Source organism: Microbacterium salitolerans, assembly GCF_019720895.1.
Lineage (GTDB): Bacteria > Actinomycetota > Actinomycetes > Actinomycetales > Microbacteriaceae > Microbacterium.
Window position 1 is genome coordinate 313412 of sequence record NZ_JAHKSH010000005.1, and the last position, 24951, is coordinate 338362.

Sequence of the window (24951 nt, forward strand, 5' to 3'; positions counted from 1 at the left end):
ACGATCGGTTTCCCTACCCAGATAGGTGAAGCGCCCGTACGCTCGTCCTCGAATGACAACGACGTCCACGCGGCAAGGAGCCCTCATGGCCGACAACCTGCAGCAACTTCTCGATTCCCACGGCGACACCGTCGACCTGCTGCGCAACTCGCAGCTCGGCACCTACATCTATCCGGTCGTGCCCAGCGAGTTCTCGAACTGGCGCCGCGAGCAGAAGGCGTGGCGCGAGACCGCCGTGCTCTACGACCAGACCCACCACATGGTGAACTTCTTCGTGTCCGGGCCTGACGCACTCCGGCTCCTGAGCGAGACGGGGATCAACAGCTTCGCGAACTTCCCCGTCGGCATGGCGAAGCAGTTCGTCCCCACGGCATCGAACGGCGGCGTCATCGGCGACGGCATCCTCTTCCACGAGACGGAGGGCCACTACGTCTACGTCGGCCGCGCCCCCGGCGCGAACTGGCTGCAGTTCCACGCGGAGACCGGCGGCTACGACGTCGAGTGGTCGTACGACGACCGCTCCCCCTCGCGGCCGTATGGCGCGCCCGTGACGCGCGAGTACTGGCGCTTCCAGATCCAGGGCCCGAAGGCGTGGGACGTCATCGAGAAGCTCAACGGCGGCCCTCTCGAGCAGGTGAGGTTCTTCCGCATGGGCGAACTCACGATCGACGGCACTCGCGTCAGGACGCTGCGCCACGGCATGGCGGGAGCCCCCGGCCTCGAACTGTGGGGACCCTACGAGGATCACGGACGCATCCGCGACGCGATCCTCGCGGCCGGCACCGAGTTCGGCATCGAGCCCTGCGGATCCCGCGCGTACTCCTCCAACACGCTCGAGTCGGGCTGGATCCCCTCGCCGCTCCCCGCCATCTACACGGGCGAGGCCGAGCGGGCGTACCGCGAGTGGCTGCCCGCGAACAGCTACGAGGCGATCAACGCGGTGGCCGGATCCTTCGTGTCCGAGAGCATCGAGGACTACTACCTGAACCCCTGGGAGCTCGGCTACGGATCCTTCGTGAAGTTCGACCACGACTTCATCGGGCGCGACGCGCTCGAGAAGATCGACCCGTCGGCGCAGCGCCGCAAGGTCACGCTCGCGTGGAACGACGAGGATCTCGCGAAGCTCCTGGCCAACCCCATCGAGCGCTCGGGGCCGACCTACCAGTTCTTCGACCTGCCGAACGCGAACTACGGATCCAGCAACTTCGACGCCGTCCTCGACGCCGGCGGGACGAACGTCGGACTGTCGCTGTTCACCGGGGTGACCGCCGGGGAGCGTCGCGGACTGTCGCTCGCGACGGTCGACCGCGACGTGCCCGAGGGCGCCGAGGTGACCGTGATGTGGGGAGAGCCGGACGGCGGCACCAAGAAGACGACGGTCGAGCCGCACGAGCAGCTCGCCGTCCGCGCGATCGTCAGCCCCGTGCCCTACGCCGAGACGGCGCGTCTCGAGTACCAGGGCGGCTGGCGCTCGACCGGCACCGCCTGAGCCGCGCGAGCGCGCATCGGGTTCCGATCCGGCCCCGGATCGGAACCCGGCGCGGTCGAACGACCGCGCCGGAAGACCAGGGCACATCTCAATGACGAGAGGACTCTCCCATGCCTGACCACCACGACACCCCACGCGGGCTGTCACGCCGACAGCTCATGACCGCAGCCGGCGTCACGACCGTCGCGGGACTCGCGACCGCCGCCACGACCGGGGCGGCCGCCGCGCCGGCACCCGTCCGCACCCAGCGCCCCATCAACCGCGGCGGAGCCAGCCTCGTCCTGTTGGGAACGGCGGGCGGCCCGACCGTCTACCGCGACCGCTCCGGCATCTCGTCGGCCGTCGTCGTCGGCGACGCCTTCTACGTCGTCGATCTCGGCCATGGCGCCATCGGCAAGATGGCCGAAGCCCGGCTGAGCACGACGACCGGCCCGTCGGCGCGGCCGCTCGACGGCCTCGCCGGTGTGTTCCTCACCCACATGCACTCGGATCACCTCGCGGAGTTCTCGTCGCTGATCATCAACGGCATCTGGAACGGCATCACCGATCCCGCCGCGCCCGTGCCGATCTACGGCCCCGGCGATCGCGGCGGCCTTCCGCCCGTGCTCGGCGACCGCGAGGAGCCGCCCCTCATCGCGCCGGCCGACCCGACGCCCGGGACGGTGACGATGACCCAGCGCGCCATCGAGGGCTTCGCGCAGGATCTCAACGAGCGCACGCGCGGAAGCGGCGGCGCCGACCCGCGAGCCGTGTTCGCACCGCACGACATCGCGCTGCCGAGCGGCGTCGACGCCCCGGTCGATCACGCCCCGATGCCGCGCATCAGCCCGTTCCTCGTCCACGAGGACTCGCGCGTGCGCGTCACGGCCACGCTCGTCGAGCACTCGCCCGTGTTCCCGGCGTTCGCGTTCCGCTTCGACACCGACCACGGATCCGTCACCATCTCCGGAGACACCGCACCGTCCGAGAACCTCATCGAGCTCGCGCGGGACACCGACGTGCTCGCGCACGAGGTGATCGACCGGGAGTGGGCGGAGGCGCGCTTCCCCGAGCCGCGGACGCCCGCACAGCAGGCGACGCTGACGCACCTGATCGAGGCGCATACGACGATCGAGGACGTCGGCGCCGTCGCGGAAGCGGCGGGAGCCGGCACGCTCGTCCTGCATCACCTCGTGCCGGGCGACGGCGCGACACCGCAGTACCGGCGCGCCGGCAAGGGGTTCAGCGGACGCCTGGTGGTCGCCCGCGACCTCGACGTCGTACCTCTCGGCTGACGCTAACCGCCCCCGCGCCCCGCGAGACACCACGTGGTCTCGCGGGGCGCATCCGTGAGATGACGGCATGGTCACGATTTGCCACAAAATTGTTGACATTACCAACGTGGCCGGATGTACTCTCTGGCAGAGGGATCCGCGACCCGAGCGGATCCACCCGCACGATGGCGTGTTCTGAGGACTGAACGATGGCGACACACCTGGCGCTGACCGACGTCAACCTCCGGTTCGGAGGGGTGACAGTGCTGACCGACGTGACGTTCGAGGCCGAGCCGGGGAAGATCCTCGGACTCGTCGGACCGAACGGCGCCGGCAAGACCTCCCTGTTCAACTGCATCAGCGGGCACTACCGCCCGACCTCGGGGTCGATCCGCTTCGACGACGACGAGATCGCCGGGTCTCCTCCGTCGCAGCTCAACCGGCGCGGGCTCGCGCGCACTTTCCAGCACCCCGCGCTGCAGCTCAATCACACCGTGCTCGAGAACGTCATGCTCGGCGGCCACACCCGACTCCCGGGCGGCCCCCTCGCGTGGTCGCTGCGGATCCCCCCGACCGGCCGTCGCGAACGCGAGACACGCGACGAGGCCCTCGCCCTCCTCGAGGAGCAGGGGCTCGGGTGGGCCGCGAACTCCCGCGCCGACGAGCTGTCCCACGGTCTCCACAAGAGCGTCGAGCTGTGCCGTGCACGCATGTCGCGCCCCTCGCTGCTCCTTCTCGACGAACCGGCGGCCGGCCTGTCGCAGGGAGAGGTCGATCAGCTCATCCGCACCGTGCGCCGCCTCGCCGCCGAGAACGACATGACCATCATCGTCGTCGAGCACAACATGACCCTCATCGCCGAGCTGACCGACCGCGTCATCGTCCTCGACCACGGCAGCAAGCTGATGGAGGGGACCGCGGCCGAGGCGCAGGCCGACCCGCGGGTGATCGAGGCATATCTCGGAACGGAGGCCGCTGATGACGCTGCTTGAACTCACCGACGTCACGGCCGCCTACGGCCGCGTGAAGGTGCTCGAGGGCGTCTCGCTCTCGGTGCCGGAGGGCGGAGCGGTCGGGATCCTCGGGGCGAACGGTGCAGGCAAGACCACCACGCTCCGCGCGATCAGCGGAACCGTGAACGTCGGCGGGCGGATCACCTTCGCCGGGACCGACATCACGTCGCTCGGCCCCGAGAAGACGGCCGCGCTCGGCATCGCGCACGTGCCGGAGGGCCGCGGCACGCTTCCGAACCTCACAGTGCGCGAGAACCTGCTCGTCGGGGCGTATCTGCGGCGCGACCGGAATGCGCTCGGCGACGACATCGACTTCCTGCTCGATCTGTTCCCGAACCTCGCCCAGCGCATCTCCCAGAACGCGTCCGCGCTGTCCGGAGGCGAGCAGCAGATGCTCGCCGTCGCTCGCGCCTTCATGGCGAAGCCGACGCTGCTCGTGCTCGACGAGCCTTCCCTCGGCCTCGCGCCCTCCACCGCGAAGGACGTCTACGACGCCATCGAGCGCCTCCGCGGCGAGTCCGGCATCGCGATGCTCGTCGTCGAGCAGAACGCGAACCTCGCGTTCCGCGTCGTCGACTCCGCCACGGTGCTCGAGACGGGGCGCAGCGTCCTCAGCGGCACGACGGAGGAGCTCAAGGGACGCGACGAGATCCGCAAGGCGTACCTGGGAGGCTGACATGGGAACATTCATCCAGCTCGTCGTCGACGGCCTCGCCATGGGGGCGATCTACGCGGCCCTCGGCCTCGCGATCGTGCTCGTCAACCAGTCGACGGGAATGATCAACTTCGCGCAGGGCGGCATGGCCGTCCTGTCGGCCTACTTCGCATTCGGCTTCGTCGGACTCGGTCTGCCGATCTACGTCGCGGTCCTGCTCGCCGTCCTCGCAGGATTCGTGCTCGGCGCGCTCGTCGAACGCTTCCTCATCCGGCGCTTCGAGGGCGGGGATCCCGACACCGCGATCGTCGTGACGGTGGGCCTCCTCACGCTCCTCACCGGCATCTCGGGCTGGCTCTGGTCCTACAACAACCTGCGCCTCCCGTGGCTGTTCCCCAACGAGTCCTTCTCGTTCCTCGGGGCGACGGTGAGCTGGCGGTCGCTCGGCACGTTCCTCGTGATCATCGCGATCATGGGTCTGCTGCAGGTGCTGTTCCGTCGCACGAAGCTCGGCCTGGCGCTGCGCGCCGTCGCCGACAACCCGGCCTCGGCGGCGCTCTCGGGGATCCCCGTGGGTCGCCTGCTCATGGTCGGCTGGGGGCTCGCCGCCGCGCTCGGCGCCGTCGCCGGATCCCTCATCGCGCCGCGCCTGTCGCTCACTCCGGGCATGCTCGACAACATCCTGGTCTACGCGCTGGCTGCCGTCATCCTCGGCGGCCTCTCGAGCCCCTTCGGCGTCGTCGTCGCGGCGCTGATCATCGGCGTGCTCGAGAACCTCGCGGCCGTCTACATTCCGGCCATCGGCCACGATCTGAAGATCGCCGTGCCGTTCATCCTGCTGTTCATCGTGCTGCTCGTGAGGCCGCAGGGCCTGTTCGGGCGCAAGACCGTGGTGCGAGTGTGAGGCCTTCATGACTCCGAACCTGTCGGCGACCGACCTCACGGCGCCCCTGACCACGCGCCCCGCGAACCCGCGGCGGCGATGGTGGCTCCTGGCGATCGGCGTCGCCATCGCGATCGCCCTCGTCGTCGCCCCGCTGGTGATGGCCGTCGAGACGAACCAGATGCTCGCGCGCATCGGCGTCTTCGCCGTCGCGGTGCTCGGGCTCAACGTCGTCATGGGCTACACCGGCCAGGTGTCGCTGGGCCAGATCTTCTTCGTCGGCTTCGGCGCCTACGTCACGGCGTACGGCGTGGAGCACGAGTGGCCGATCGTCCTGACGTTCATCGCCGCCTTCGTGCTGCCGGGCGTCACGGGACTCATCATCGCGTTCGCCGCCGCCCGCCTCGGCGGGCTCGGTCTCGCCATGGTCACGATCGCGCTGCCGATCATCGGCGTGCCGCTCGCGAAGCGGCTCTCGGATGTCACGGGCGGATCGCAGGGCATCTCGGCGCGCTTCTCCGGCGCCCCCGAGTGGTCGGGGCTCGCCGACGACCAGTGGCAGTACTACATCGTGCTCGCCATCTCGGCGGCCGTCTTCGCGCTCGTCGCCAACTTCACGCGGGGCAAGTTCGGCCGCGCGCTCGCGATCGTCAAGGAGAACGAGAACGTCGCGAAGTCGATGGGCATCTCGCCCTACCGCTACAAGGTGATGGCGTTCACGATCGCCGCCCTCATCGGCGGTGTCGCCGGCTTCCTGTACATGGTCGTCATCCAGTACACGAGCCCCGAGACCCTCGCGTTCCACCACTCCATCAGCCTGCTCGCCGCCATGGTCGTCGGCGGGGCCGCGAGCATCGTCGGTTCCCTCCTCGGCGGCATGTACTACGTGTTCGTCCCGAGCTTCACCAACGAGCTCGCCCCGACGCTCACCGCGCTGATCCAAGGCGCGATCCTCCTTCTCGTGCTGTTCGTCCTCCCGGGCGGACTCGCGAGCATCCCGCACCGCATCCGCCGGCTCCTCCGACGCCAGCGCGCCGTCAGCGCGCCCAGCGGAGATCCGGCACCCTCAGATTGACGAACAGAGAGGTTCCTCATGATCCACAGCACACGAACCGCACGCGCCCTCGGCGTCGTGGCGATGGGCTCCGCACTCGCCCTCGCGCTCTCCGGATGCGGACGCGATGACACGGGCGGAGGAGGCGAGGACGGCGCCGCGTCGAGCCCCGGAATCACCGACGACTCGATCACCCTCGGCATCACCACCCCGCTCTCCGGCGCGACGGCCGGCCCCGGCACCTGCACGGTCGCGGGCCTCGTCGCGTATATGGGCGAGCGCAACGACGAAGGCGGCATCGAGTTCGGCGACGGGAACACGCGCACCGTCGAGATCGAGGCGTGGGACGACGCGTACGACCCGCAGAAGGCGCTGCAGAACTTCCAGCAGAACAACTCCGATGTGTTCGCCTTCACCTCAGGCCTCGGCACGCCGACCAACCGCGCCTATCGCGAGGCCGCGATCGACCAGGAGGTGCCGCAGGTCCTCATCCAGACGGGTGACCCGCTGTTCTCCGACCAGGCCGAGAGCCCGTGGCAGATCGGCTTCGTCCCGACCTACATGAACGAGGGCGCCGCGTTCGGCGAGATGCTCGCCGAGTCGGGCGAGGACATCACGGTCGCCGTCCTTTACCAGAATGACGACTACGGCGAGGGCTACCTCGAGGGCTTCCAGGAGGCCATCGACGGCACCGGCGTCGAGATCGTCGAGGAGCTCACGTACGAGGCGACCGACACCTCGGTCGACGCGCAGCTGACGGAGCTCGCCGGCACCGACGCCGACGTGTTCTTCAACGCCATGTCGATCACGCCGCTCGTCATCTCGTCCATCGAGAAGACGAAGGAGCTCGGCTGGTCGCCCAGCTGGTTCCTTCCGTCGAACACGTCGAGCCCCGCCGCGATCCTCGACCCGGCGGGGGCGAACGCCGACGACGGGTTCTACTCCGTGTCGTTCGCGAAGGCACCGCAGTCGCCGGCATACGCCGAGGATGAGGACGTCCAGACCTTCCTCACCTCGCTCGAGGAGTACTCCGGCGAGTACACGACGACGCCCGACTTCCCCCACTGCATGTGGAGCTACATGGTCGGCGCGACGCTCGAAGAGGCGTTCATGAACATGGAGGAGCCGACGCGCGACTCCTTCATGGAGGCGCTCCGCGGCATCTCCGGACTCGAGGCGCCGCTCATGCTCGAGGGCACGTCCGTCGACACGACGCAGGACGGCCAGCCGGCCGTCTCGAGCCTCGTCGTGCAGAAGTACAACGGCGCCGGATACGACACCGCCGAGTCCTTCGGCTGATCCCGCGCAGCGGCGGTGCCCCGGCCCTGTGGGTCGGGGCACCGCCGTGCAGGACGCGATCGGTCAGAAACGGACGATGGGCTTGATGACCTCGCCCCGAGCGGACGCCGCGAACGCCTCGTCGATCTCGCCGATGGGGAACTCGCGGATGAGCTTGTCGAAGGGAAAGCGGCCCTGTTTCCAGAGCTCGATGAGGCGCGGGATGAACACCTGCGGCACGGAGTCGCCTTCGATGATCATCTGGAGCGACCACCCGCGCGTCATCGACAGGCCCGTCTCGAAGGCTGTCTCGGTCCCCGGCGCCTGCGCTCCCACGACACCGACCGTGCCGCGGACGCCGAGCGAGTCGACGGCCTGCCGCAGGACGGTCGAGACGCCGGAGGTCTCGAGCGCGTGTTCGACGCCGTCACCCGTCAGATCCCTGATGCGGTCGGCGACGTCGCCGTCTCGCGCATCGATCGTGTCGGTCGCCCCGAGCTCCTCGGCGAGGGCGAGCCGGTCGGGGTTGACGTCGACGGCGATCACGCGGCCGACGCCCACGGCGACGGCGCCGAGTACGGCCGCGAGACCGACGGCGCCCGCCCCGAACACGGCCAGCGTGGATCCCGCCTCGGGACGCAGCGAGTTCATGACCGCGCCCGCGCCCGTCTGGATCCCGCACCCGAGCGGACCGAGCATCTCGAGCGGCACGTCGTCTCCGACCTTCACGACCGAGCGCTCGTCGGCGTTCGTGTGGGCCGCGAATGACGACTGGCCGAAGAAGTGCGACGAGAGCGACGCGCCGGAGGCATCCGTGAACGCCGTGGATCCGTCGGTGCGCGTGCCGCCGAAGTTGCGGTCGTAGAGGCTCTCGCAGTACGTGGATCCGCCCGTCAGGCAGTGTCGACACGTGCCGCAGGTGCTGACCGAGAGCACCACGTGGTCGCCCGGCGCGACGGTCGTCACGGAGGATCCGATGCTCTCGACGATGCCGGCCCCCTCGTGTCCGAGCACGGCCGGGAGCGGGGTGGGGTAGATCTGGTCGCGCACGACGGCATCGGTATGGCACACGCCGGTGGCCACGAGGCGCACCCGCACCTCGGACGGCCGGAGCTCATCGAGCTCGACGTCCTCCCATGCGAAGGATCCGCCCTTCTCTCGGACGACAGCTGCGGTGGTCTTCATCGACTCTCCTCTCGTCGGCGCGCACGCGCGCCATGGGCTGTACGGCAGACGCTAGCCGGGTGAGCGGAGCGCGGGAAGGCCGTCTCCCGCCCACGCGGAACTCGGCCGTCACCCCTCGGCGGCGCCGGCCGTCCGCACCCGCACGAGCATGCTGCGGAGCAGGTCGTCGAACGCCGTGACCTCCTGGGCGCTCATCCCCTCGAGGATGATCTCCTCGCCCCGCGCCGAGATCGGCTGCATCACGTGGTGCATGTCGGCGCCAGCGTCCGTGAGGAACATCGGGCGGGACCCGCGGGGGCCGTCGCCGAGCACGATGAGGCCGCGATCGCGCAGGGTGCTGACGCTCTTCGAGACGACGGCCTTGTTGACGCCGAGGAACGACGTGACCGCGGTCGCGGACTGTCCGGGGTTCGTCGCGAGGGCGGAGACCACGCGCCAGTCGTTGGTGCCGAGTCCGACCTGCCGACGCAGCTCATGCGACTCGCGCCAGACGAGGGCGTTCGACAGGAGCGCGAGCAGACGTGGGGTGAAGCGGTCGGCGACGAGCGCGTCCGCCAGCGGCTCGGTCAGAGCCCCGGGCGGAACCTCGTAGCTCGGCCTGCGTCCGCTCCCCGATTCGTCACCCTCGCTCATGCGGTCCCCTTCTCGCGGCTGGCCATCGTCGCGCCATTGTCGCAGGCCTGATCGTTCGCCGACAGTTATCGAACATGTTTATCTACATTCCTGTTTACACCTAAACACGATGGTGCTACGTTCCTGACCACGGGATCCGATGACGGCTCCCGGAAGCACTGCGAGAACGTCGACGATGACATCCGCACGATGCCGTCGCCGACCTCGATCACGAGGAGGCACGATCCATGGCCCAGGCAGTCCTCGATTCCGGCCCGCGACACACCGTCGACGAGCTCGAGGATCTCTCCTATGAGCTGCGGCGCAAGCTGCTGCAGCTCTGCGGCACCTACGAGGGAGCCGTCCACATCGGCGGCGACATGTCGGTGGCGGACATCCTCACGGCGCTGTTCCACCACGGTCTCCGCGTCGACCCGAGCGACATCCGCAACCCCTCGCGCGACCGGTTCGTGCTGAGCAAGGGGCACGCGGCGGTCTGCATGTACATCGCGATGGCGATGCGCGGGTTCTTCGAGTACGACGACATCGTCGCGACCTACGGACAGCTCGACAGCGCCTACGGCATGCACCCGTGCAAGGTGCAGCTCCCCGGCGTCGAGTGCTCGACCGGATCGCTCGGACACGGGCTCCCGCTCGCGGTCGGCATGGCGCTCAGCGCGCGCGGCCGCCGCGAGGACCACCGCGTCGTGACGCTGCTCGGCGACGGTGAGACGGGCGAGGGATCCGTGTGGGAGGCGGTCATGGCCGGGCGCAGCAATCGGCTCGGAAACCTCGTCGCGATCGTCGATCGCAACCGTCAGCTCATGACGAGCTTCGCGGAGGAGCGCGTGATGTTCGAGCCGTACCCCGACAAGTGGCGCGCCTTCGGCTGGAACGTCGTCGAGGTCGACGGCCACGACATGTCGCAGCTCGTCGGCGCGATCGACGCCCTGCCGGCGCCCGACAGCGACGTCCCGACCGTGATCATCTGCGAGACGGTCAAGGGCAAGGGCGTCGACTTCATGGAGCGCAATCTCGCGTGGCACGCGGGCTCGCTCGGAGCAGAGGACCTCGAGCGCGCGCTCGCGTCGCTCGAGGCGTCGAGGAAGAAGGAGACGGTCTGATGCCGAACACGTTCACATTCGGAGAGATGCTGTCGGCGCGCTCGGTGATCGGATCCACGCTCGCCGAGATCGGCGCGGAGCGCGACGACCTGTGGGTGCTCACGCCCGACATCGGCGCGACGCTGGTCGAGTTCCGCGAGAGGTTCCCCGACCGATTCGTCGACGTGGGGCTCGCCGAGCAGGCGTGCGTCGGCGTCGCCGCGGGTCTCGCGTACGACGGGAACATCCCCGTGGTGTCGGGCATGCTCCCGTTCCTGTCGATGCGAGCGCTTGAGCAGGTCCGCTCCGACGTCTGCTATCCGAACCTCCCCGTCAAGATCATCGGCACGCACGGCGGTCTGGTCGGCAACGGCGGGTCCACGCACTACGCGGTCGAGGATCTCGGCCTCATGTGCTCGCTCACCAACATGACGGTGACGTCGATCGGCGACCCCGCCATGGTCGGCGAGGTCCTGCGGCAGTCGATGGCGATGGACGGGCCGATCTACATCCGCCTCGCCGTCGGCAAGAAGGACAGGGTCCTGTACGGACCGGGCGAGCACGACGTGCGGATCGGACGCGGCATCGTCGCGCGCGACGGATCCGACGTCACGCTCTTCACGCACGGCACGACGGTCGCGCAGGCTCTCGACGCGGCGGACGCCCTCGCGGAGGAGGGCATCTCGGTGCGCGTCGTCGACATGTTCACGCTCAAGCCCATCGATGCCGACCTCGTGCAGAGCTCGGCCGCGGAGACAGGAGGACGCTTCGTCGTCCTCGAGGACCATCTGTCCTACGGCGGACTCGCGACCCGGATCGCCGACGTCGTCGCCGACCGCGGGATCGACCTCGCCTCGTTCGAGCGCCTCGGCATCCCGCAGGTCTACGCCGGCTTCGGCGAGGACGAGCAGCTCCGCGACAAGCACGGCTACGGAATGTCCGCCACGATCGACGCGCTGCGCCGCGCCGTCGGCCAGACGGTCGCGGCGTGAGGGGCGCCCGGATGAAGACCGTCGCCGTCACCCGCATCGGCAGCCTCCGCGATCCCGATCCCGCCGCGCGCGGAGAGATCGGCCTCGTGGACCTGCCCGTGCCCGAGCTGGGCCCGGAGGACGTGCGGATCCGCGTCGCCTACGCGGCCATCTGCGGATCCGATCCTCACCTGGCCGAGGGCTTCTTCGGCACCGACGTCCCGATCGGCCTCGGCCACGAGATCTCCGGCGTCGTCGAGGCGCTCGGCGAGCGCGCGACGACGAACGGCCTCGCCGTCGGCGACCGGGTGTCGGGGAACTTCGTGCGCTTCTGCGGCGCCTGCCGCGCCTGCCAGTCGGGATCGCAGCAGTTCTGCGAGCGCCTGCAGGAGTACAACCGCCCGGGCATGGCCGAGACCGTCACGTGGCACGAGTCGCAGGTGCAGAAGCTCCCCGATGAGGTCTCGCTGCGGACGGGGTGCCTTCTCGAACCCACGTCGGTCGCCGTGCGCATCGCCGACAAGGCGCGGGTACGCGCCGGCGACCGCGTCGCCATCTGCGGCGGCGGCCCGATCGGCCAGCTGGCGCTGCAGGTGCTCGCGCGGTCGGGCGCGACGTCGCTCACGCTCATCGAGCCGATCGCCGAGCGCCGCGAGATGGCGCTGCGGCACGGCGCCCAGCACGTCATCGACCCCGTCGCCGAGGACCAGCGGGCGCGGGCCGACGAGATCACGCTCGGAGCGGGCTACGACGTCGTCGTCGACGCCTCCGGCTCCCCGCGCGCGGTGCGCGGTCTGCTCGACATCGCGGCGCACGGGGCGACGGTCGTCTACGGGGCGATGTACCCCGAGGACTTCGAGATGCCGCTCAACCTCTCTGACTTCCTCTATCTCAAGGAGCTCACCCTGACGGGCGTCTTCGTCTCGCCGTACGCGTTCCCCCGCGCGCTGCAGCTCCTGCCGCTGCTCGACCTGGACGAGTTCACGGCCGCCGTGTTCGACATCGACGACGCCGCCGAGGCCTTCGCGGCCCACGTGTCGGGCGCGCACCCGAAGGTCCTCATCCGGTGCGGCGACGCCGCCGAGGCGGGTGCGCGATGACGACCCTCACCGCCCCTCCCGTGACGGCCGCGCTCGAGACGCGCGGCATCACGAAGCACTTCGAGGGCGTGCAGGCCCTGCGCGGCGTCGACCTCGAGGTCCGGCCGGGCGAGATCCACGCGCTCCTCGGCGAGAACGGCGCCGGGAAGTCGACGCTCATCAAGATCATCACGGGGATCCACCGCCACGACGCCGGCGACGTGCTCGTCGGCGGCGAGCGCGCCGAGTTCCCGAACGTGCGGGCCGCCAACCGCGCCGGCGTCGTCGCCCTCTATCAGGAGCTGTCGATCATCCCGTCGATCAGCGTCGCCGAGAACATCTCCCTCGGCGAGGGACCGCCGTCGACGGCGGGGATCGTGCGCTGGGGCGAGATGCGACGGCGCGCGGGGCAGCAGCTCATCCGTCTCGGACAGCGGATCCCGCTGCGACGACTCGCCGGCGACCTCTCGCCGGTGCAGCAGACGATGGTCTCGGTCGCGCGCGCCCTGTCGATCGATGCGCGCGTGCTGATCCTCGACGAGCCGACCGCCTCGCTCACCGACACGGAGATCGAGGACCTCTTCCGAGTGCTCCGGCGTCTGCGCGAGGAGGGCGTCGCGATCGTGTACGTCTCGCATCGCCTCGAGGAGGTGTTCGAGATCTGCGACCGGCTCACGGTCATGCGCAACGGGAAGTCGGTGCTCACGCAGACGGTCGGCGAGTCGACCATCGACGGCGTGATCTCGACGATGGTCGGGCGCGAGCAGAGCGACCTCTACCCACCGCGCGGCACCGCGACGGAGGAGGTGGTGCTCGGCGTCGACGCCCTCACCGGCTCGCGCGTCCGCGACGTGTCCTTCACGGCGCGCCGGGGCGAGGTGGTCGGCATCGGCGGACTGGCGGGGTCGGGACGCAGCGAGCTGCTGCGCCTCCTGGCCGGCGCGCAGAAGCGGGTGGGCGGATCGGTGACCGTCGGCGGCTCCCCGTTCCGCGGCAGAAGCGTTGGACAGGCGCTCGACGCGGGACTCGCGCTCGTCCCAGAAGAGCGGCGCAGCCAGGGAGTGATCCTCACCTCCCCCATCGACGAGAACATCTCGATCCCGAACCTCGCGTCGGTCTCCCCCGGAGGCGTCGTGTCCGGGCGGCGCATCGCGAAGCTCGCGGCGAGCGCGATGAGCGATCTGCGGATCAAGGCGAGCAGCGCGCGTCAGCCGGTGGGACAGCTGTCGGGCGGAAACCAGCAGAAGGTCGTGCTCGCCAAGATGCTCGCACGGGGTCCCCGCGTCCTGCTCATGGACGAGCCGACGCGCGGCATCGACGTCGGCACGAAGGCCGAGATCTATCGGCTCATCCGCGAGCTCGCGGCCGGCGGGACGACCGTCGTCGTCGTGAGCAGCGAGATCCCCGAGCTCATCGGACTGTCCGATCGGATCCTCGTCATGCACGAGGGGCGGGTCGCGGGCGAGCTGGACGCCGCGACCGCCGACGAGGAGATCGTCCTCACCCACGCATACGGAAGGAGCGCCTGACATGGCGCAGACAGACACGCTCACGGTCCAGGCGGCGGCGCCGGAGAAGAAGCCCGTGCTCCCGTGGATCTGGCAGAGCAGCACGATCATCGCGCTCGTCGCGCTGGTCGTCGTATTCACGACGATCGGCGGCGGGGTGTTCCTGACCCCGGGGAACGTCACGAACATCCTGTACCAGGTCGCGATCCTCGCGATCATCGCGATCGCCCAGACGATCGTCATGGTGGTCGGCGACTTCGATCTGTCCGTCGGCACGACCGCGACGCTCGCAGGGGCGACCGCCGGCGCCCTCATGATCGGCGGCACGCCCATCCCGACGGCGATCCTCATCGCCCTCGCGGTCGGCGCCGCGATCGGAGCAGTGAACGGCATCCTCGTGGCCTACTTCTCGCTGTCGCCGTTCATCGTGACGCTCGCGATGATGACGACGTGCATGGGGCTGACCCTCATCGTCACCGACGGCTCGACGCTGTACGGCTGGCCGGAGGTGTTCGGCGTCATCGGACAGGCGCGTGTCAACGGGCTCCCCTTCCCCGTCGTCTACGCGATCGCGATCGCCATCCTCGTCTGGCTGGTCCTGCGGTTCACGACGATCGGACGCAAGTGGTACGCGATCGGCGGCAACGCCGAGGTGGCGCGCCTGTCCGGCGTCGCGGTGCGGCCGACGCGCATGCTCGCATTCGTCTCCGCCGGTGTGCTGTCGGCGCTCGCGGGGGTCATCCTCGTCAGCCGTCTCGGCAGTGCGGGGTCCGGCGGCGCCGACAACCTCATGATGTACGCCGTCGCCGCCGTGTTCCTCGGCATGACGCTGCTGCGCTCGGGCCGCGCCAACGTCGGCGGATCGCTCATCGGCGTCGCGATCATCGGCGTCGTGCAGAACGGCCTCAACATCATCGGCGTCAACACGTACATCCAGCAGGTGCTGATCGGCGTCATCATCATCGCCGCGGTGCTGCTGTCGAGCCTCAAGAGCAGGACCACCTGAGCGAACCGCTCCCCCTGGCATCACGACACGAAGGAGTTTCACGATGCGCACGACACGAATGACACGCACACTGGCCGCGGCCGGCACGGGGGCGCTCGCCCTCGCCGCTCTCGCGGGCTGTTCCGTCGACACCGGCATGTCGTCGGGCGACGAGACCGCGAGCGAGCAGAAGTCCGACGGGATGGGCGACGACGGCGTCTTCACGGTCGCCGCCTTCACCGCCGGCTACGCGACGCCCGGCGGCAAACTCACCCTCGACGACTTCGTCGAGAAGGGCGAGGAGGAGGGATGGGAGGTGACCCTCTACACCAGCCAGTTCGACTACGACAAGATCAACAGCGACGTCCAGACCGCCATCACGCAGGGCGCCGACGCGATCCTCGCGGGCTTCCCGGATCCGCGGCAGATCGCGCCGCTCGTGCAGGCGGCCGACAGCGCGGGGATCCCGATCTTCTCGATCGACGGCGGAGTCGAGCCGAACGACGACTTCGTGCAGGACGTCACGTTCGACCAGCAGCAGCTCGCGGAGGTCACGGTCGGAGGCCTCGAGGAGGCGATGGGCGGGCTCGACGGCAAGGACGTCATGGTCATCGGCCACGACCCGCACGTCGGCATCCAGACCCGCAGCGGCATCGCGTACGACCTCCTCGAGGAGGGAGGAGCGAACATCGCCGGCGGCGAGATGAAGCAGGCGCTGGATCCCGGAACCGGTCGCACGGAGGCGCTCAACTTCGTGACCGACTACCTGCAGGCGAACCCGGACGGGCTTGACGGCGTGTGGGTCGGATGGGACGACGCCGCACTGGGCGCCGTCCAGGCCATCGAGGAGGCGGGACGCGACGACATCCCCGTCACGGGCGTCGACGCGCTCGCCGAGACGGCCGCGAAGATCGAAGCCGGCAGCCCGATGTACGGATCGGCCGCGCAGGACTGGATCGAGGTCGTCGACATGGTGATCGGTTCCATGAACGAGTACCGCGACAGCGCGACACTGCCCGACGAGCACTTCGTCGAGGTCGAGGCCGAGCTCATCGACCCGAGCAACGTCGAGGACTTCGAGCCGACCCTCGGGGTGTCGTGATGCCGGTCGACCTCCCCGGCCTCACCGACCTGACCGGCGACGTCGTCGTCGTGACGGGGGCCTCGAGCGGCATCGGCCAGGCCGCCGCCGAGATCTTCGCCGCCGCCGGTGCGCACGTCGTGGTGCTCGGCCGCCGCGCCGAGCGCGTCGACTCCGTCGTCGAGGGGATCCGCACGGCGGGGGGACGCGCCGACGGGTTCCCGGTCGACCAGGCCGAGCGCGGCGCCGTGGACGCCGTCTTCTCCCAGATCATCGCCGACGTCGGCCGTCCCACCATCGTCGTCGCGAACGCCGGGATCTCCGGCGGCATGAGCTATCGCGACGGGGGTGAGCTCGACGGCTACACCGACGCGGAATGGGACGAGGTCCTCGCGACGAACCTCACGGGCACGTTCGAGACGGTCCGCGCGGCCGCCCGAGTGCTCGAGCCGGGCGGACGGATCCTCGTCACGAGCTCGACGGCCGGGATGCGGACGGATCCGATGGTCTCGTACGGATACGTGACGACGAAGGCTGCGATCCTCAACTTCGTCCGGCAGGTCGCGCTGGAGCTCGCCCCGCGGGGCATCCGCGTCAACGCCCTCGCGCCCGGCCCCATCAAGGGCACGCGCATCGGCGACGGCCGCACGGAGCTCTCGCCGGCGGCGGAGGCGGGGTGGGCCGAGACCGTCCCCCTCGGGCGGATGGGCACGATGCCCGAGATCCAGGGGCCGATGCTCTTCCTCGTCTCGCCCGCGTCGTCGTTCGTCACGGGCGCGACGCTTCCGGTGGACGGCGGGGCGCTCGCCCTGTCGCACACCGGGTTCTGACCGATTTCCCGTGGGCGCGGCGCCGACGCCCCGCCCACCCACCGATGGAGGACGTATGAAGCTCGACAACAGGACCGCGATCATCACCGGCGCCGCGAGCGGCATCGGCCGCGCGACGGCGCACGCCTTCGCCCGCGCCGGCGCGAAGGTGATGATCGCCGACATCGATCTCGCGAGCGCCGAGCGCGTTGCGGCGGAGATCGCCGATGCCGACACATCGGGCGAGGCCGACGCCGTGCGCGTCGACGTGTCGCAGTTCGCGGATGTCGAGGCGATGGTCGCCCGCACCGTCGAGGTGTTCGGCGCCGTCGACGTCATCTTCAACAACGCCGGGATCGCGGGCGGAGCACCTCTGCTCGACCACGACCCCGAGGCCGACTACCACCGTCTGCTGCGCGTCGATCAGGACGGCGTCTACTACGGCATCCTCGCCGCCGGACGGCAGATGGCGAAGCAGGGAACGGGGGGCGTCATCATCAGCACCTCGTCGGTGTACGGCGAGCAGGCGGCCGAGCTGTCGTTCACCTACAGCGCCGCGAAGGCGGCCGTGATCTCCTTCACGCGCTCCGCCGCGTACGAGCTCGCCGAGCACGGGATCCGCGCCGTCGCCATCACGCCGGGGCGCGTCGCGACGCCGATCATCAACCAGTTCAGCGACGAGCTGAAGGCCACGTTCGCGGGTGAGCAGCTGCGCGGAGCGCTCACGGATCCCGACGAGATCGCCGACGTCGTCACGTTCCTCGCCTCGGACGAGTCGCGCGTCATCAACGGGACCGTCGTGAGCGTCGAAGACGGCTACTCCGTGTTCAAGCAGCGCCTCGACCTGCCGGTGTTCTGACATGGCGGGTGACCTGGGCGTGATCCCGGCGGAGATCGACGCCGCGTGCCACCTGAACGTCGTGCTCGCGGATCCGTCGTCGGAGCTCCTCGACCAGGCGCTCGACGCGCTCGCGCGGGTCGGATACCGCCGGGTCGTGCTTCCTCCCGTCGACCCCGGGACGTTCGACGCCGACCGCATGCGCCGGGCCTGCGGCGAGCGCGGGCTCACGGCGATCCCGATCGCGGGGCAGACGCCGACGGCCGATGTCTCATCGCCGGATCCCGCGGTGCGCGCGGCGGGCGCCGAGGCGCTGCGCGCCGCCGTCGACCTCGCCGAGGAGCTCGGCTCCGACCAGCTCAACGGCGTGCCCTACGGCGTCTTCGCCCGCGGGCACGCGCCCGTGGACCACGACTCCTGGCAGCGCGCGGCCGCGGCCGTCGGAGACGTCGCGGAGGCCGCGCACGCCCGCGGCATCGCGATGACCTTCGAAGTGCTCAACCGCTACGAGACCCCTCTGGTCAACACGGCGGAGCAGGCGATGGCGTTCGCGGAGGCGAGCGGATCCGCGCACCTCGGGATCCATCTCGACACCTTCCACATGGCCGTCGAGGAGACCGACATGGCCGGGGCGATCCGGGCGGCGCTTCCGCGCCTGCGCTTCCTCGAGCTCGGCCAGTCGGGGCGCGGTCCGCTGGGCGCGGGCGCCGTCGACGTCCCCGCCCTCGTCACCGGCGCGCTCGACGCCGGGTACGACGGCAGGTGGGGTGTCGAGGCGTTCTCGGCGGCGATCCTGCCGCCGCCCGCACAGGATGCCCTTGCGATCTGGCGCGAGCCGTACCGCGACGGAATCCATCTCGCGCGCGGCGCCGCGGCGCTGCTGCGCGATGGGTGGGCGCGCAGCGCGAGACGCGGCGCCCACAGCCCCCACGAGTCCTGATTCGTCCCTTGTCGCCCCGCCTCCCGACCGGGAGGATGAGGGCGACGGGGATCCTTCCCGAGATCCTGCGGCGTCATCCGACGCCGCGCCACACAGAGAGGTATGTGAACCCATGCCAGACACCGTGAAGACCGCACTCTTCATCGGCGGCGAGGAGCACGCCACGGCTGACGTGCTGCGCGTCGTCGACCCCGCCCAGCCGAGCGTCCTCGTCGGCGAGGCCGCCAGCGCATCAGAAGACGACGTGGCCCACGCGATCGCCGCCGCCAAGGCGGCCTTCCACCCGTGGGCGGCGCTCACCCCCGAGGAGCGCGTCGAGCGCATGACCGAGGCCATCGCCGACGTCGCCGCCGACCGCGACGAGGATGCGCGCATCCTCTCGCTCGAGAACGGCAAGATCCGCATGGAGGCGTGGATCGACGCGCTCGTGTTCGAGATCCGCTGGCGCGTCGCCCTCGACCTCGTCGGCGAGGTCGACGGCTCCCGCACCCTCCCCGTCGTTCCGGGCGCGATCGCGACCGAGGTCGAGGTCGGCTACCAGCCCCTCGGCGTGTGCTCGTTCATCGTGCCGTTCAACTGGCCGCTCGCGATCCTCGGCGCGTCGCTCCCCCACGCGCTCCTCGCGGGCAACACGGCGATCGTGAAGCCGCCGCCCTCGACGCCGCTCGCGATGACCCGCCTCCTCACGCGCGTCGCATCGAAGCTCCCCGACGGCGTGCTCAACGTCGTGACGGGCGAGGACGCGGCGATGGGGCGCCTCATCCAGAGCCCCGACGTCGCCAAGCTCTGCTTCACGGGCAGCGTCGGCGGCGGCAAGAAGATGATGGAGCTCGCCGCATCGTCGCTCACGCGCGTGACGCTCGAGCTCGGCGGCAACGACGCGGCGATCTTCGCCGAGGATGCCGTCATCGACGACACGCACCTCGACCGCCTGTTCGCCGCGATCTACGACACGACCGGGCAGATCTGCATGAACGCCAAGCGGGTGTACGTGCATCGGTCGCGCGTCGACGAGGTCGTCGCGGGGCTCGAAGCGCGCCTCCACGGCGTCGTCCTCGGCCGCGGCGTCGACGAGGGCACGACGATGGGGCCGCTGCACCAGCGTCGCCAGATGGAGTTCGTCGCCGAGCTCATCCAGGAGGCGAAGGACTCCGGCGCCGAGGTGCGCGAGTACGGTTCCCTTCCCGGCGGCGATCTCGCCGACGGCCACTTCCTGCGTCCGGCGATCGTCATCGACCCGGATCCGTCGCTGCGGGTCGTCACGCAGGAGCAGTTCGGCCCCGTCGTGCCGATCCTCCCCTTCGACGATGAGGAGCAGGCGGTCGCGGCCGCGAACGACACGTGGGGCGGGCTGTGCGGATCCGTCTGGTCCGCGTCTGCCGAAACGGCCCAGCGCATCGCCGCGCAGCTCGCCTGCGGCTACGTCTGGATCAACGACCACGGCGCCACCCGCCTCGACAACCGGGCGCCGTTCGGCGGGATGAAGCAGTCGGGCTTCGGCCGCGAGATGGGCATCGAGGGTCTCCGCGCCTTCCAGGACACCCACTCGGTGGCGACGATCGACGAGGAGGCGCTCGCGGGCCTGCACCACTGAGCGTCGCGTTCGACACCCCGGAAGCGCAGCGATGTCTGTCCTCTCGCCCGCTGGCATCGGGTCTGGCGGTGAGGGCCGCGGATCACGCGCCAGCCGGTCGGACCGCCCCGCGGCCCGAGGGGACTGCGGGTGAGAGGACAGGCATCGCAGAGCGGACGAGACATGCCAGCGGCCCACCCCGGATCGGAAGGGGTGGGCCGCTGGTGGGTGCGAGCCCCGGTGTGCGGTCCGGAGCGTCGCTCGGCGAAGAAGACTGAGTGCGGTCAGCCCTTCGCAGTCTGGAGGCGCTCGCGGAGCGCGGCGAGCTCGCGGCGCAGCGCGGCCGGCACGCGGTCGCCGAAGGTGTCGAAGAACTCCTCGGTGAGGTCGGCCTCGGCGAGCCACGAGTCGGGATCGATCGAGAAGATCTCCCGCATCGTCTCGTCGGGGACGTCGAGGCCGGCGAGATCCATGCCGTCCTCGGCAGGGATGCGGCCGATGGGCGTCTCGACGGCCTCGGCCTTCCCCTCGAGGCGACGGACGATCCACTCGATGACGCGCGAGTTCTCGCCGAATCCGGGCCACATGATCTGGCCGTCGTCGTTCTTGCGGAACCAGTTGACCTGGTAGATGGCAGGCAGCCGCTCGGCCTTCCCGCCCATCTCGATCCAGTGACCGAAGTAGTCGGCCATGTTGTACCCGCAGAACGGCATCATGGCGAACGGATCGCGGCGCAGCTCGCCGACGGTGCCCTCGGCGGCGGCGGTTCGCTCCGACGAGATCGTCGCGCCGATGAACGTCCCGTGCTCCCAGCCGAACGACTCGACGACGAGCGGGACGTTCGTGGCCCGACGCCCGCCGAAGAGGATCGCGTCGAGGGGCACGGCCTCCTCCCAGTCGGCGGAGATCGACGGAGCCTGGGCAGCCGAGACCGTGAAGCGCGAGTTCGGATGGGCGGCGGGACGACCGCTGTCGGGCGTCCAGTCGGCGCCCTGCCAGTCGATGAGGTGCTCGGGGACCTCGTCGGTGAGGCCCTCCCACCAGACGTCGCCATTGTCGCGGAGCGCGACGTTGGTGAAGAGCACGTTGCCGTGGAGCGTCTCGACGGCGGTGATGTTCGTCGTCGCGCCCGTGCCGGGAGCGACGCCGAAGAAGCCGGCCTCGGGATTGATGGCGTAGAGGCGGCCGTCGTCCCCGGGGCGGATCCACGTGATGTCGTCGCCGAGCGTCTCGACCTTCCAGCCGGGGATCGTCGGACGGAGCATCGCGAGGTTGGTCTTGCCGCACGCCGAGGGGAAGGCCGCGGCGACGTGGTAGTGCCGACCCTCGGGCGAGATGACGCGGATGAGGAGCATGTGCTCGGCCATCCAGCCCTGGTCGCGGCCGAGGACGGAGGCGATCCGCAGCGCGTAGCACTTCTTGGCGAGGATCGCGTTGCCGCCGTAGCCGGAGCCGAACGACCAGACCTCGAGGCTGTCGGGAAAGTGGACGATGTACTTCTCGTCGTTCGAGGGCCAGGAGACGTCGCTCTCGCCGTCCGCGAGCGGGGCGCCGACCGAGTGGACGGTCTTCACCCAGGGCGAGCCCTCGGCGATCAGCGCCGTGACCTCTTCGCCGACGCGGGTCATGACCTCGATCGAGGCGACCGCGTAGGGGCTGTCGGTGAGCTGCACGCCGAGCTGCGAGATCGGACCGCCGACCTTGCCCATGGAGAACGGCACGACGAACATCGTGCGCCCCCGCATGGATCCGTCGAACAGCGGCGTGAGCGTCTCGCGCATCGTGGCCGGCGCGACCCAGTTGTTCGTGGGCCCGGCGTCCTCTTCCTTCTCGGACGAGATGAAGGTGCGCGACTCGAGGCGGGCGACATCGCCGGCGTCGCTGCGCGCGAGGTAGCTGTTGGGGCGCCACTGCTCATTGAGCTTGATGAGCGTGCCCTGCTCGACCATGTCGGCGAGGAGGCGCTCGTTCTCGGCCTGCGATCCGTCGACCCAGTGGATCCGATCGGGCTTCGTCAGCGCCGCGATCTCCTCGACCCATTCGACGAGGGCCCGAAACGCCTCTCCCTGATACGCGGGTCGCGCTCCGAAGTCGGCGACGGACGTGGCGGATGCGGCGGTCGAGGTCTCAGCGATGGCCATCGTGCGCTCCTTTGGTCTCTCCGAGGTGCGGGCACGTCATCGGCCCGCACATCAAGAATCGGTCACACAGTGCGGTCCTTCTGTCGATCTGAGGTCGAAAGAATCACATTTCTTTCGGTACGCTGAAGGAATGAGCTCCCCGACGCCCGGCACCGCCCCGAACCCGCGCATCGAGCTGAAGACGCTCGGGCACCGGATCCGCCACTACCGTCTCGCGCGTGACATGACGCTCGACGAGCTCGGCGCCGCGGTCGGCGTGGCCGGCAGCCAGCTCAGCCTGATCGAGAACGGCAAGCGCGAGCCGAAGCTCACGCTGCTGCAGGCGATCGCCGAGGTCACCGACACGGTCGTCACCGACCTCATCTCGGCCGAACCGCCGAATCGGCGCGCGGCTCTCGAGATCGAACTCGAGCGCGCACAGCAGAGCCACTCGTTCCTGCAGCTGGGGGTCCCCCCGCTCAAAGTCACGAAGGGCCTCACCGACGAGGCGATCGAGACGGTGCTCGGTCTCCACGGCGAGCTCCAGCGCCGCGACCGCGAGGCGAACGCGACACCCGAGGAGGCGCGCCGCGCCAACACCGAGCTGCGGCTGCGCATGCGCGAGCTCAACAACTACCTGCCGGACATCGAGCAGCTCGCCGAGAAGCAGCTCGCGGCCGCCGGCCATGCCACCGGAGCGCTCACGCACCGGACGGTGAGCATCATGGCGGAGCAGCTCGGATTCGACCTGATCTACGTCAACGATCTGCCGACCTCGACGCGGTCGATCACCGACCTCGAGAACGGCCGCATCTATCTGCCGCCGGCGTCGATCCCCGGCGGCCACGGTCTGCGGTCGATGGCGCTGCAGGCGATGGCCCACCGTCTGCTCGGGCACCGCCCGCCCACCTCGTACGCCGACTTCCTGCAACAGCGCCTCGAGATCAACTACTACGCGGCGTGCTGCCTCGTGCCCGAGACGAACGGCGTCGCGTTCCTGCAGGGAGCGAAGAAGGAGCGCAATCTCGCCGTCGAGGACTTTCGCGACGCATTCGGGGTGACCCATGAGGCCGCCAGCATGCGCATGACGAACCTCATGACGCAGCACCTCGACATGCCGCTGCACTTCCTGCGCGTCGGGGGCCAGGGGCAGATCGAGCGCGTCTACGAGAACGACGATCTGCCGCTCCCCCAGGACCTCACGGGCGCCGTCGAGGGCCAGATCGTGTGCCGCCGGTTCTCCGCCCGTCACGCCTTCGAACGCCAGAACCGCACGACCGAGCACTACCAGTACACCGACACGCCGGCCGGCACCTACTGGTGCGCGACGCAGACCGGATCCCGCGACACCGGCGACTTCTCGATCACGGTCGGGGTGCCGTTCGACGACGCGAAGTGGTGGCGCGGCCGCGAGACGCAGAAGCGCGCACAGTCGACGTGCCCCGACGAGAGCTGCTGCCGCCGCCCGGATCCGTCGGTCACCGAGCGCTGGTCGGGCAAGGCCTGGCCGAGCGCGCGCGTGCACACGCACATCTTCAGCCCGCTCCCGCGCGGCAATTTCCCCGGCGTCGCCGAGAGCGACGTCTTCGAGTTCCTCGAGCGCCACGACGGCTGACGCCGCCGCGGCGCCGGCCCGCCGTCAGTCGAGCGTGCGCTCGGCGGCCTCGACGACGTTCGTCATGAGGAGGGCGACGGTCATGGGGCCCACACCGCCGGGATTCGGCGAGAGGTATCCGGCGACGTCGGCGACGCTCGGGTGCGCATCGCCGTAGACCTTCTGCTTGCCTGTCTCGGGATCCTCTTCGCGCGTGACGCCCACGTCGAGGACGGCGGCGCCCGGCTTGACGTCCTCGGGCTTCACGAGGTGCTTCACTCCCGCCGACGCCACGATGACGTCGGCCTGGCGAAGATACTGACTCATGTCGACCGTTCCGGTGTGCACCTGCGTCACGGTCGCGTTGATCTCGCGGCGGGTCAGCAGGAGCCCGATCGAGCGGCCGATCGTCACGCCGCGCCCCACGACCACGACGTGCTTGCCGTTGAGGTCGTAGTCGTTGCGCAGGAGCAGCTCGATCACGCCGCGCGGCGTGCACGGCAGCGGCGTCGTGATCGGAGCGTTCACGTTCAGCACCAGACGACCGAGGTTCGTCGGGTGCAGCCCGTCGGCGTCCTTCGCCGGATCGATGCGCTCGAGCACGGCGTCGGTGTCGATGTGCTGGGGAAGCGGCAGCTGCACGATGTAGCCGTGGCAGGACGGATCGGCGTTGAGCTCGTCGATCAGCGCGTCGACCTCCTGCTGCGACGCATCGGCCGGCAGCTCGCGCTGAATCGAATTCATGCCGATCGCGACGGACCGCTTGTGTTTCATGCCCACGTAGAGCTGCGATGCCGGGTCGGCGCCGACGAGGACCGTCGCGATCCCCGGGGTGATGCCGCGCTCCTTCAGCGCCGCCACGCGCTCCGTGAGCTCGTGTGTGATCGCCGCGGAAGCGGCCTTGCCGTCGAGAACCTGAGCGGTCATG

The 24951-nt window shown here is 69.9% G+C and carries 22 protein-coding genes; 18 read left to right on the forward strand and 4 right to left on the reverse strand.

Going from position 1 to position 24951, the window contains the following annotated elements; all coding sequences use genetic code 11:
- Positions 1-85 precede the first annotated feature (85 nt).
- The 7 genes from ligM (at position 86) to KOL93_RS13525 (ending at position 7646) form a co-directional block, all read left to right on the forward strand.
- Positions 86-1489, forward strand: coding sequence for a vanillate/3-O-methylgallate O-demethylase (gene ligM, locus KOL93_RS13495; RefSeq protein ID WP_221585912.1), 1404 nt, complete (start codon positions 86-88; stop codon positions 1487-1489).
- Between the two features lie 110 nt (positions 1490-1599).
- On the forward strand, positions 1600-2763 hold the full coding sequence (locus tag KOL93_RS13500) for an MBL fold metallo-hydrolase (RefSeq protein WP_221585913.1): 1164 nt from the start codon (positions 1600-1602) through the stop codon (positions 2761-2763).
- Positions 2764-2951: 188 nt separating this feature from the next.
- Positions 2952-3734 (forward strand): ABC transporter ATP-binding protein, encoded by a 783-nt coding sequence (locus tag KOL93_RS13505; protein WP_221585914.1) that lies wholly within the window; start codon positions 2952-2954, stop codon positions 3732-3734.
- Entirely contained in the window at positions 3721-4431 is a 711-nt protein-coding gene (locus KOL93_RS13510) for an ABC transporter ATP-binding protein (protein ID WP_221585915.1), read from the forward strand. Before KOL93_RS13505 ends, KOL93_RS13510 begins: the two co-directional genes overlap by 14 nt.
- A 1-nt stretch (position 4432) precedes the next feature.
- Entirely contained in the window at positions 4433-5314 is an 882-nt protein-coding gene (locus tag KOL93_RS13515; RefSeq protein WP_221585916.1) for a branched-chain amino acid ABC transporter permease, read from the forward strand.
- Between the two features lie 7 nt (positions 5315-5321).
- Positions 5322-6368 carry a branched-chain amino acid ABC transporter permease gene (locus tag KOL93_RS13520; RefSeq protein ID WP_221585917.1) on the forward strand — a complete coding sequence of 349 codons (1047 nt, stop codon included), beginning with the start codon at positions 5322-5324 and terminating at the stop codon, positions 6366-6368.
- 18 nt (positions 6369-6386) lie between these two features.
- Positions 6387-7646, forward strand: coding sequence for an ABC transporter substrate-binding protein (locus KOL93_RS13525; RefSeq protein ID WP_260406565.1), 1260 nt, complete (start codon positions 6387-6389; stop codon positions 7644-7646).
- 63 nt (positions 7647-7709) lie between these two features.
- Here KOL93_RS13525 and KOL93_RS13530 read toward each other — a convergent pair whose 3' ends face one another.
- Both KOL93_RS13530 and KOL93_RS13535 read right to left on the reverse strand, forming a co-directional pair.
- Positions 7710-8810, reverse strand: coding sequence for an NAD(P)-dependent alcohol dehydrogenase (locus KOL93_RS13530; protein WP_221585918.1), 1101 nt, complete (start codon positions 8808-8810; stop codon positions 7710-7712).
- Between the two features lie 108 nt (positions 8811-8918).
- Positions 8919-9443, reverse strand: a complete 525-nt coding sequence (locus KOL93_RS13535; RefSeq protein WP_221585919.1) for a MarR family winged helix-turn-helix transcriptional regulator — start codon at positions 9441-9443, stop codon at positions 8919-8921.
- A 227-nt stretch (positions 9444-9670) separates the two neighbouring features.
- Here KOL93_RS13535 and KOL93_RS13540 point away from each other — a divergent pair, with 227 nt between their 5' ends.
- The 10 genes from KOL93_RS13540 to KOL93_RS13585 all read left to right on the forward strand — a co-directional run bounded on the left by KOL93_RS13540 (position 9671) and on the right by KOL93_RS13585 (position 20330).
- Positions 9671-10546 carry a transketolase gene (locus KOL93_RS13540; RefSeq protein WP_221585920.1) on the forward strand — a complete coding sequence of 292 codons (876 nt, stop codon included), beginning with the start codon at positions 9671-9673 and terminating at the stop codon, positions 10544-10546.
- Positions 10546-11517, forward strand: coding sequence for a transketolase family protein (locus KOL93_RS13545; protein WP_221585921.1), 972 nt, complete (start codon positions 10546-10548; stop codon positions 11515-11517). The genes KOL93_RS13540 and KOL93_RS13545 overlap by 1 nt, the downstream gene beginning before the upstream one ends.
- Positions 11518-11528: 11 nt before the next feature.
- Complete coding sequence (locus KOL93_RS13550) at positions 11529-12596, forward strand: zinc-dependent alcohol dehydrogenase (RefSeq protein ID WP_221585922.1); 1068 nt, start codon at positions 11529-11531, stop codon at positions 12594-12596.
- On the forward strand, positions 12593-14104 hold the full coding sequence (locus KOL93_RS13555) for a sugar ABC transporter ATP-binding protein (protein ID WP_221585923.1): 1512 nt from the start codon (positions 12593-12595) through the stop codon (positions 14102-14104). The genes KOL93_RS13550 and KOL93_RS13555 overlap by 4 nt, the downstream gene beginning before the upstream one ends.
- Before the next feature lies 1 nt (position 14105).
- Positions 14106-15089, forward strand: coding sequence for an ABC transporter permease (locus KOL93_RS13560; protein ID WP_221585924.1), 984 nt, complete (start codon positions 14106-14108; stop codon positions 15087-15089).
- Positions 15090-15132: 43 nt separating this feature from the next.
- A complete protein-coding gene (locus tag KOL93_RS13565; RefSeq protein ID WP_221585925.1) occupies positions 15133-16170 on the forward strand; it encodes a sugar ABC transporter substrate-binding protein in 1038 nt (345 codons plus the stop codon).
- Positions 16170-16979: an SDR family NAD(P)-dependent oxidoreductase gene (locus KOL93_RS13570; RefSeq protein WP_221585926.1), complete on the forward strand. Its 810-nt coding sequence runs from the start codon at positions 16170-16172 to the stop codon at positions 16977-16979. The genes KOL93_RS13565 and KOL93_RS13570 overlap by 1 nt, the downstream gene beginning before the upstream one ends.
- 55 nt (positions 16980-17034) lie before the next feature.
- A complete protein-coding gene (locus KOL93_RS13575; protein ID WP_221585927.1) occupies positions 17035-17817 on the forward strand; it encodes an SDR family NAD(P)-dependent oxidoreductase in 783 nt (260 codons plus the stop codon).
- 1 nt (position 17818) lies between these two features.
- The gene (locus KOL93_RS13580) at positions 17819-18736 is read left to right on the forward strand and encodes a sugar phosphate isomerase/epimerase family protein (protein WP_221585928.1); all 918 of its coding nucleotides are present in this window, start codon (positions 17819-17821) and stop codon (positions 18734-18736) included.
- A 112-nt stretch (positions 18737-18848) separates the two neighbouring features.
- On the forward strand, positions 18849-20330 hold the full coding sequence (locus tag KOL93_RS13585) for an aldehyde dehydrogenase family protein (RefSeq protein WP_221585929.1): 1482 nt from the start codon (positions 18849-18851) through the stop codon (positions 20328-20330).
- 263 nt (positions 20331-20593) lie between these two features.
- Here KOL93_RS13585 and KOL93_RS13590 read toward each other — a convergent pair whose 3' ends face one another.
- The gene (locus KOL93_RS13590) at positions 20594-22450 is read right to left on the reverse strand and encodes a phosphoenolpyruvate carboxykinase (GTP) (RefSeq protein ID WP_221585930.1); all 1857 of its coding nucleotides are present in this window, start codon (positions 22448-22450) and stop codon (positions 20594-20596) included.
- A 130-nt stretch (positions 22451-22580) separates the two neighbouring features.
- Between KOL93_RS13590 and KOL93_RS13595 the strand changes: the two genes are divergently transcribed.
- Entirely contained in the window at positions 22581-24044 is a 1464-nt protein-coding gene (locus KOL93_RS13595) for a helix-turn-helix domain-containing protein (protein ID WP_221585931.1), read from the forward strand.
- A gap of 24 nt (positions 24045-24068) precedes the next feature.
- Here KOL93_RS13595 and KOL93_RS13600 read toward each other — a convergent pair whose 3' ends face one another.
- A complete protein-coding gene (locus tag KOL93_RS13600) occupies positions 24069-24950 on the reverse strand; it encodes a bifunctional methylenetetrahydrofolate dehydrogenase/methenyltetrahydrofolate cyclohydrolase (protein ID WP_221585932.1) in 882 nt (293 codons plus the stop codon).
- Between the last annotated feature and the right edge of the window lies 1 nt (position 24951).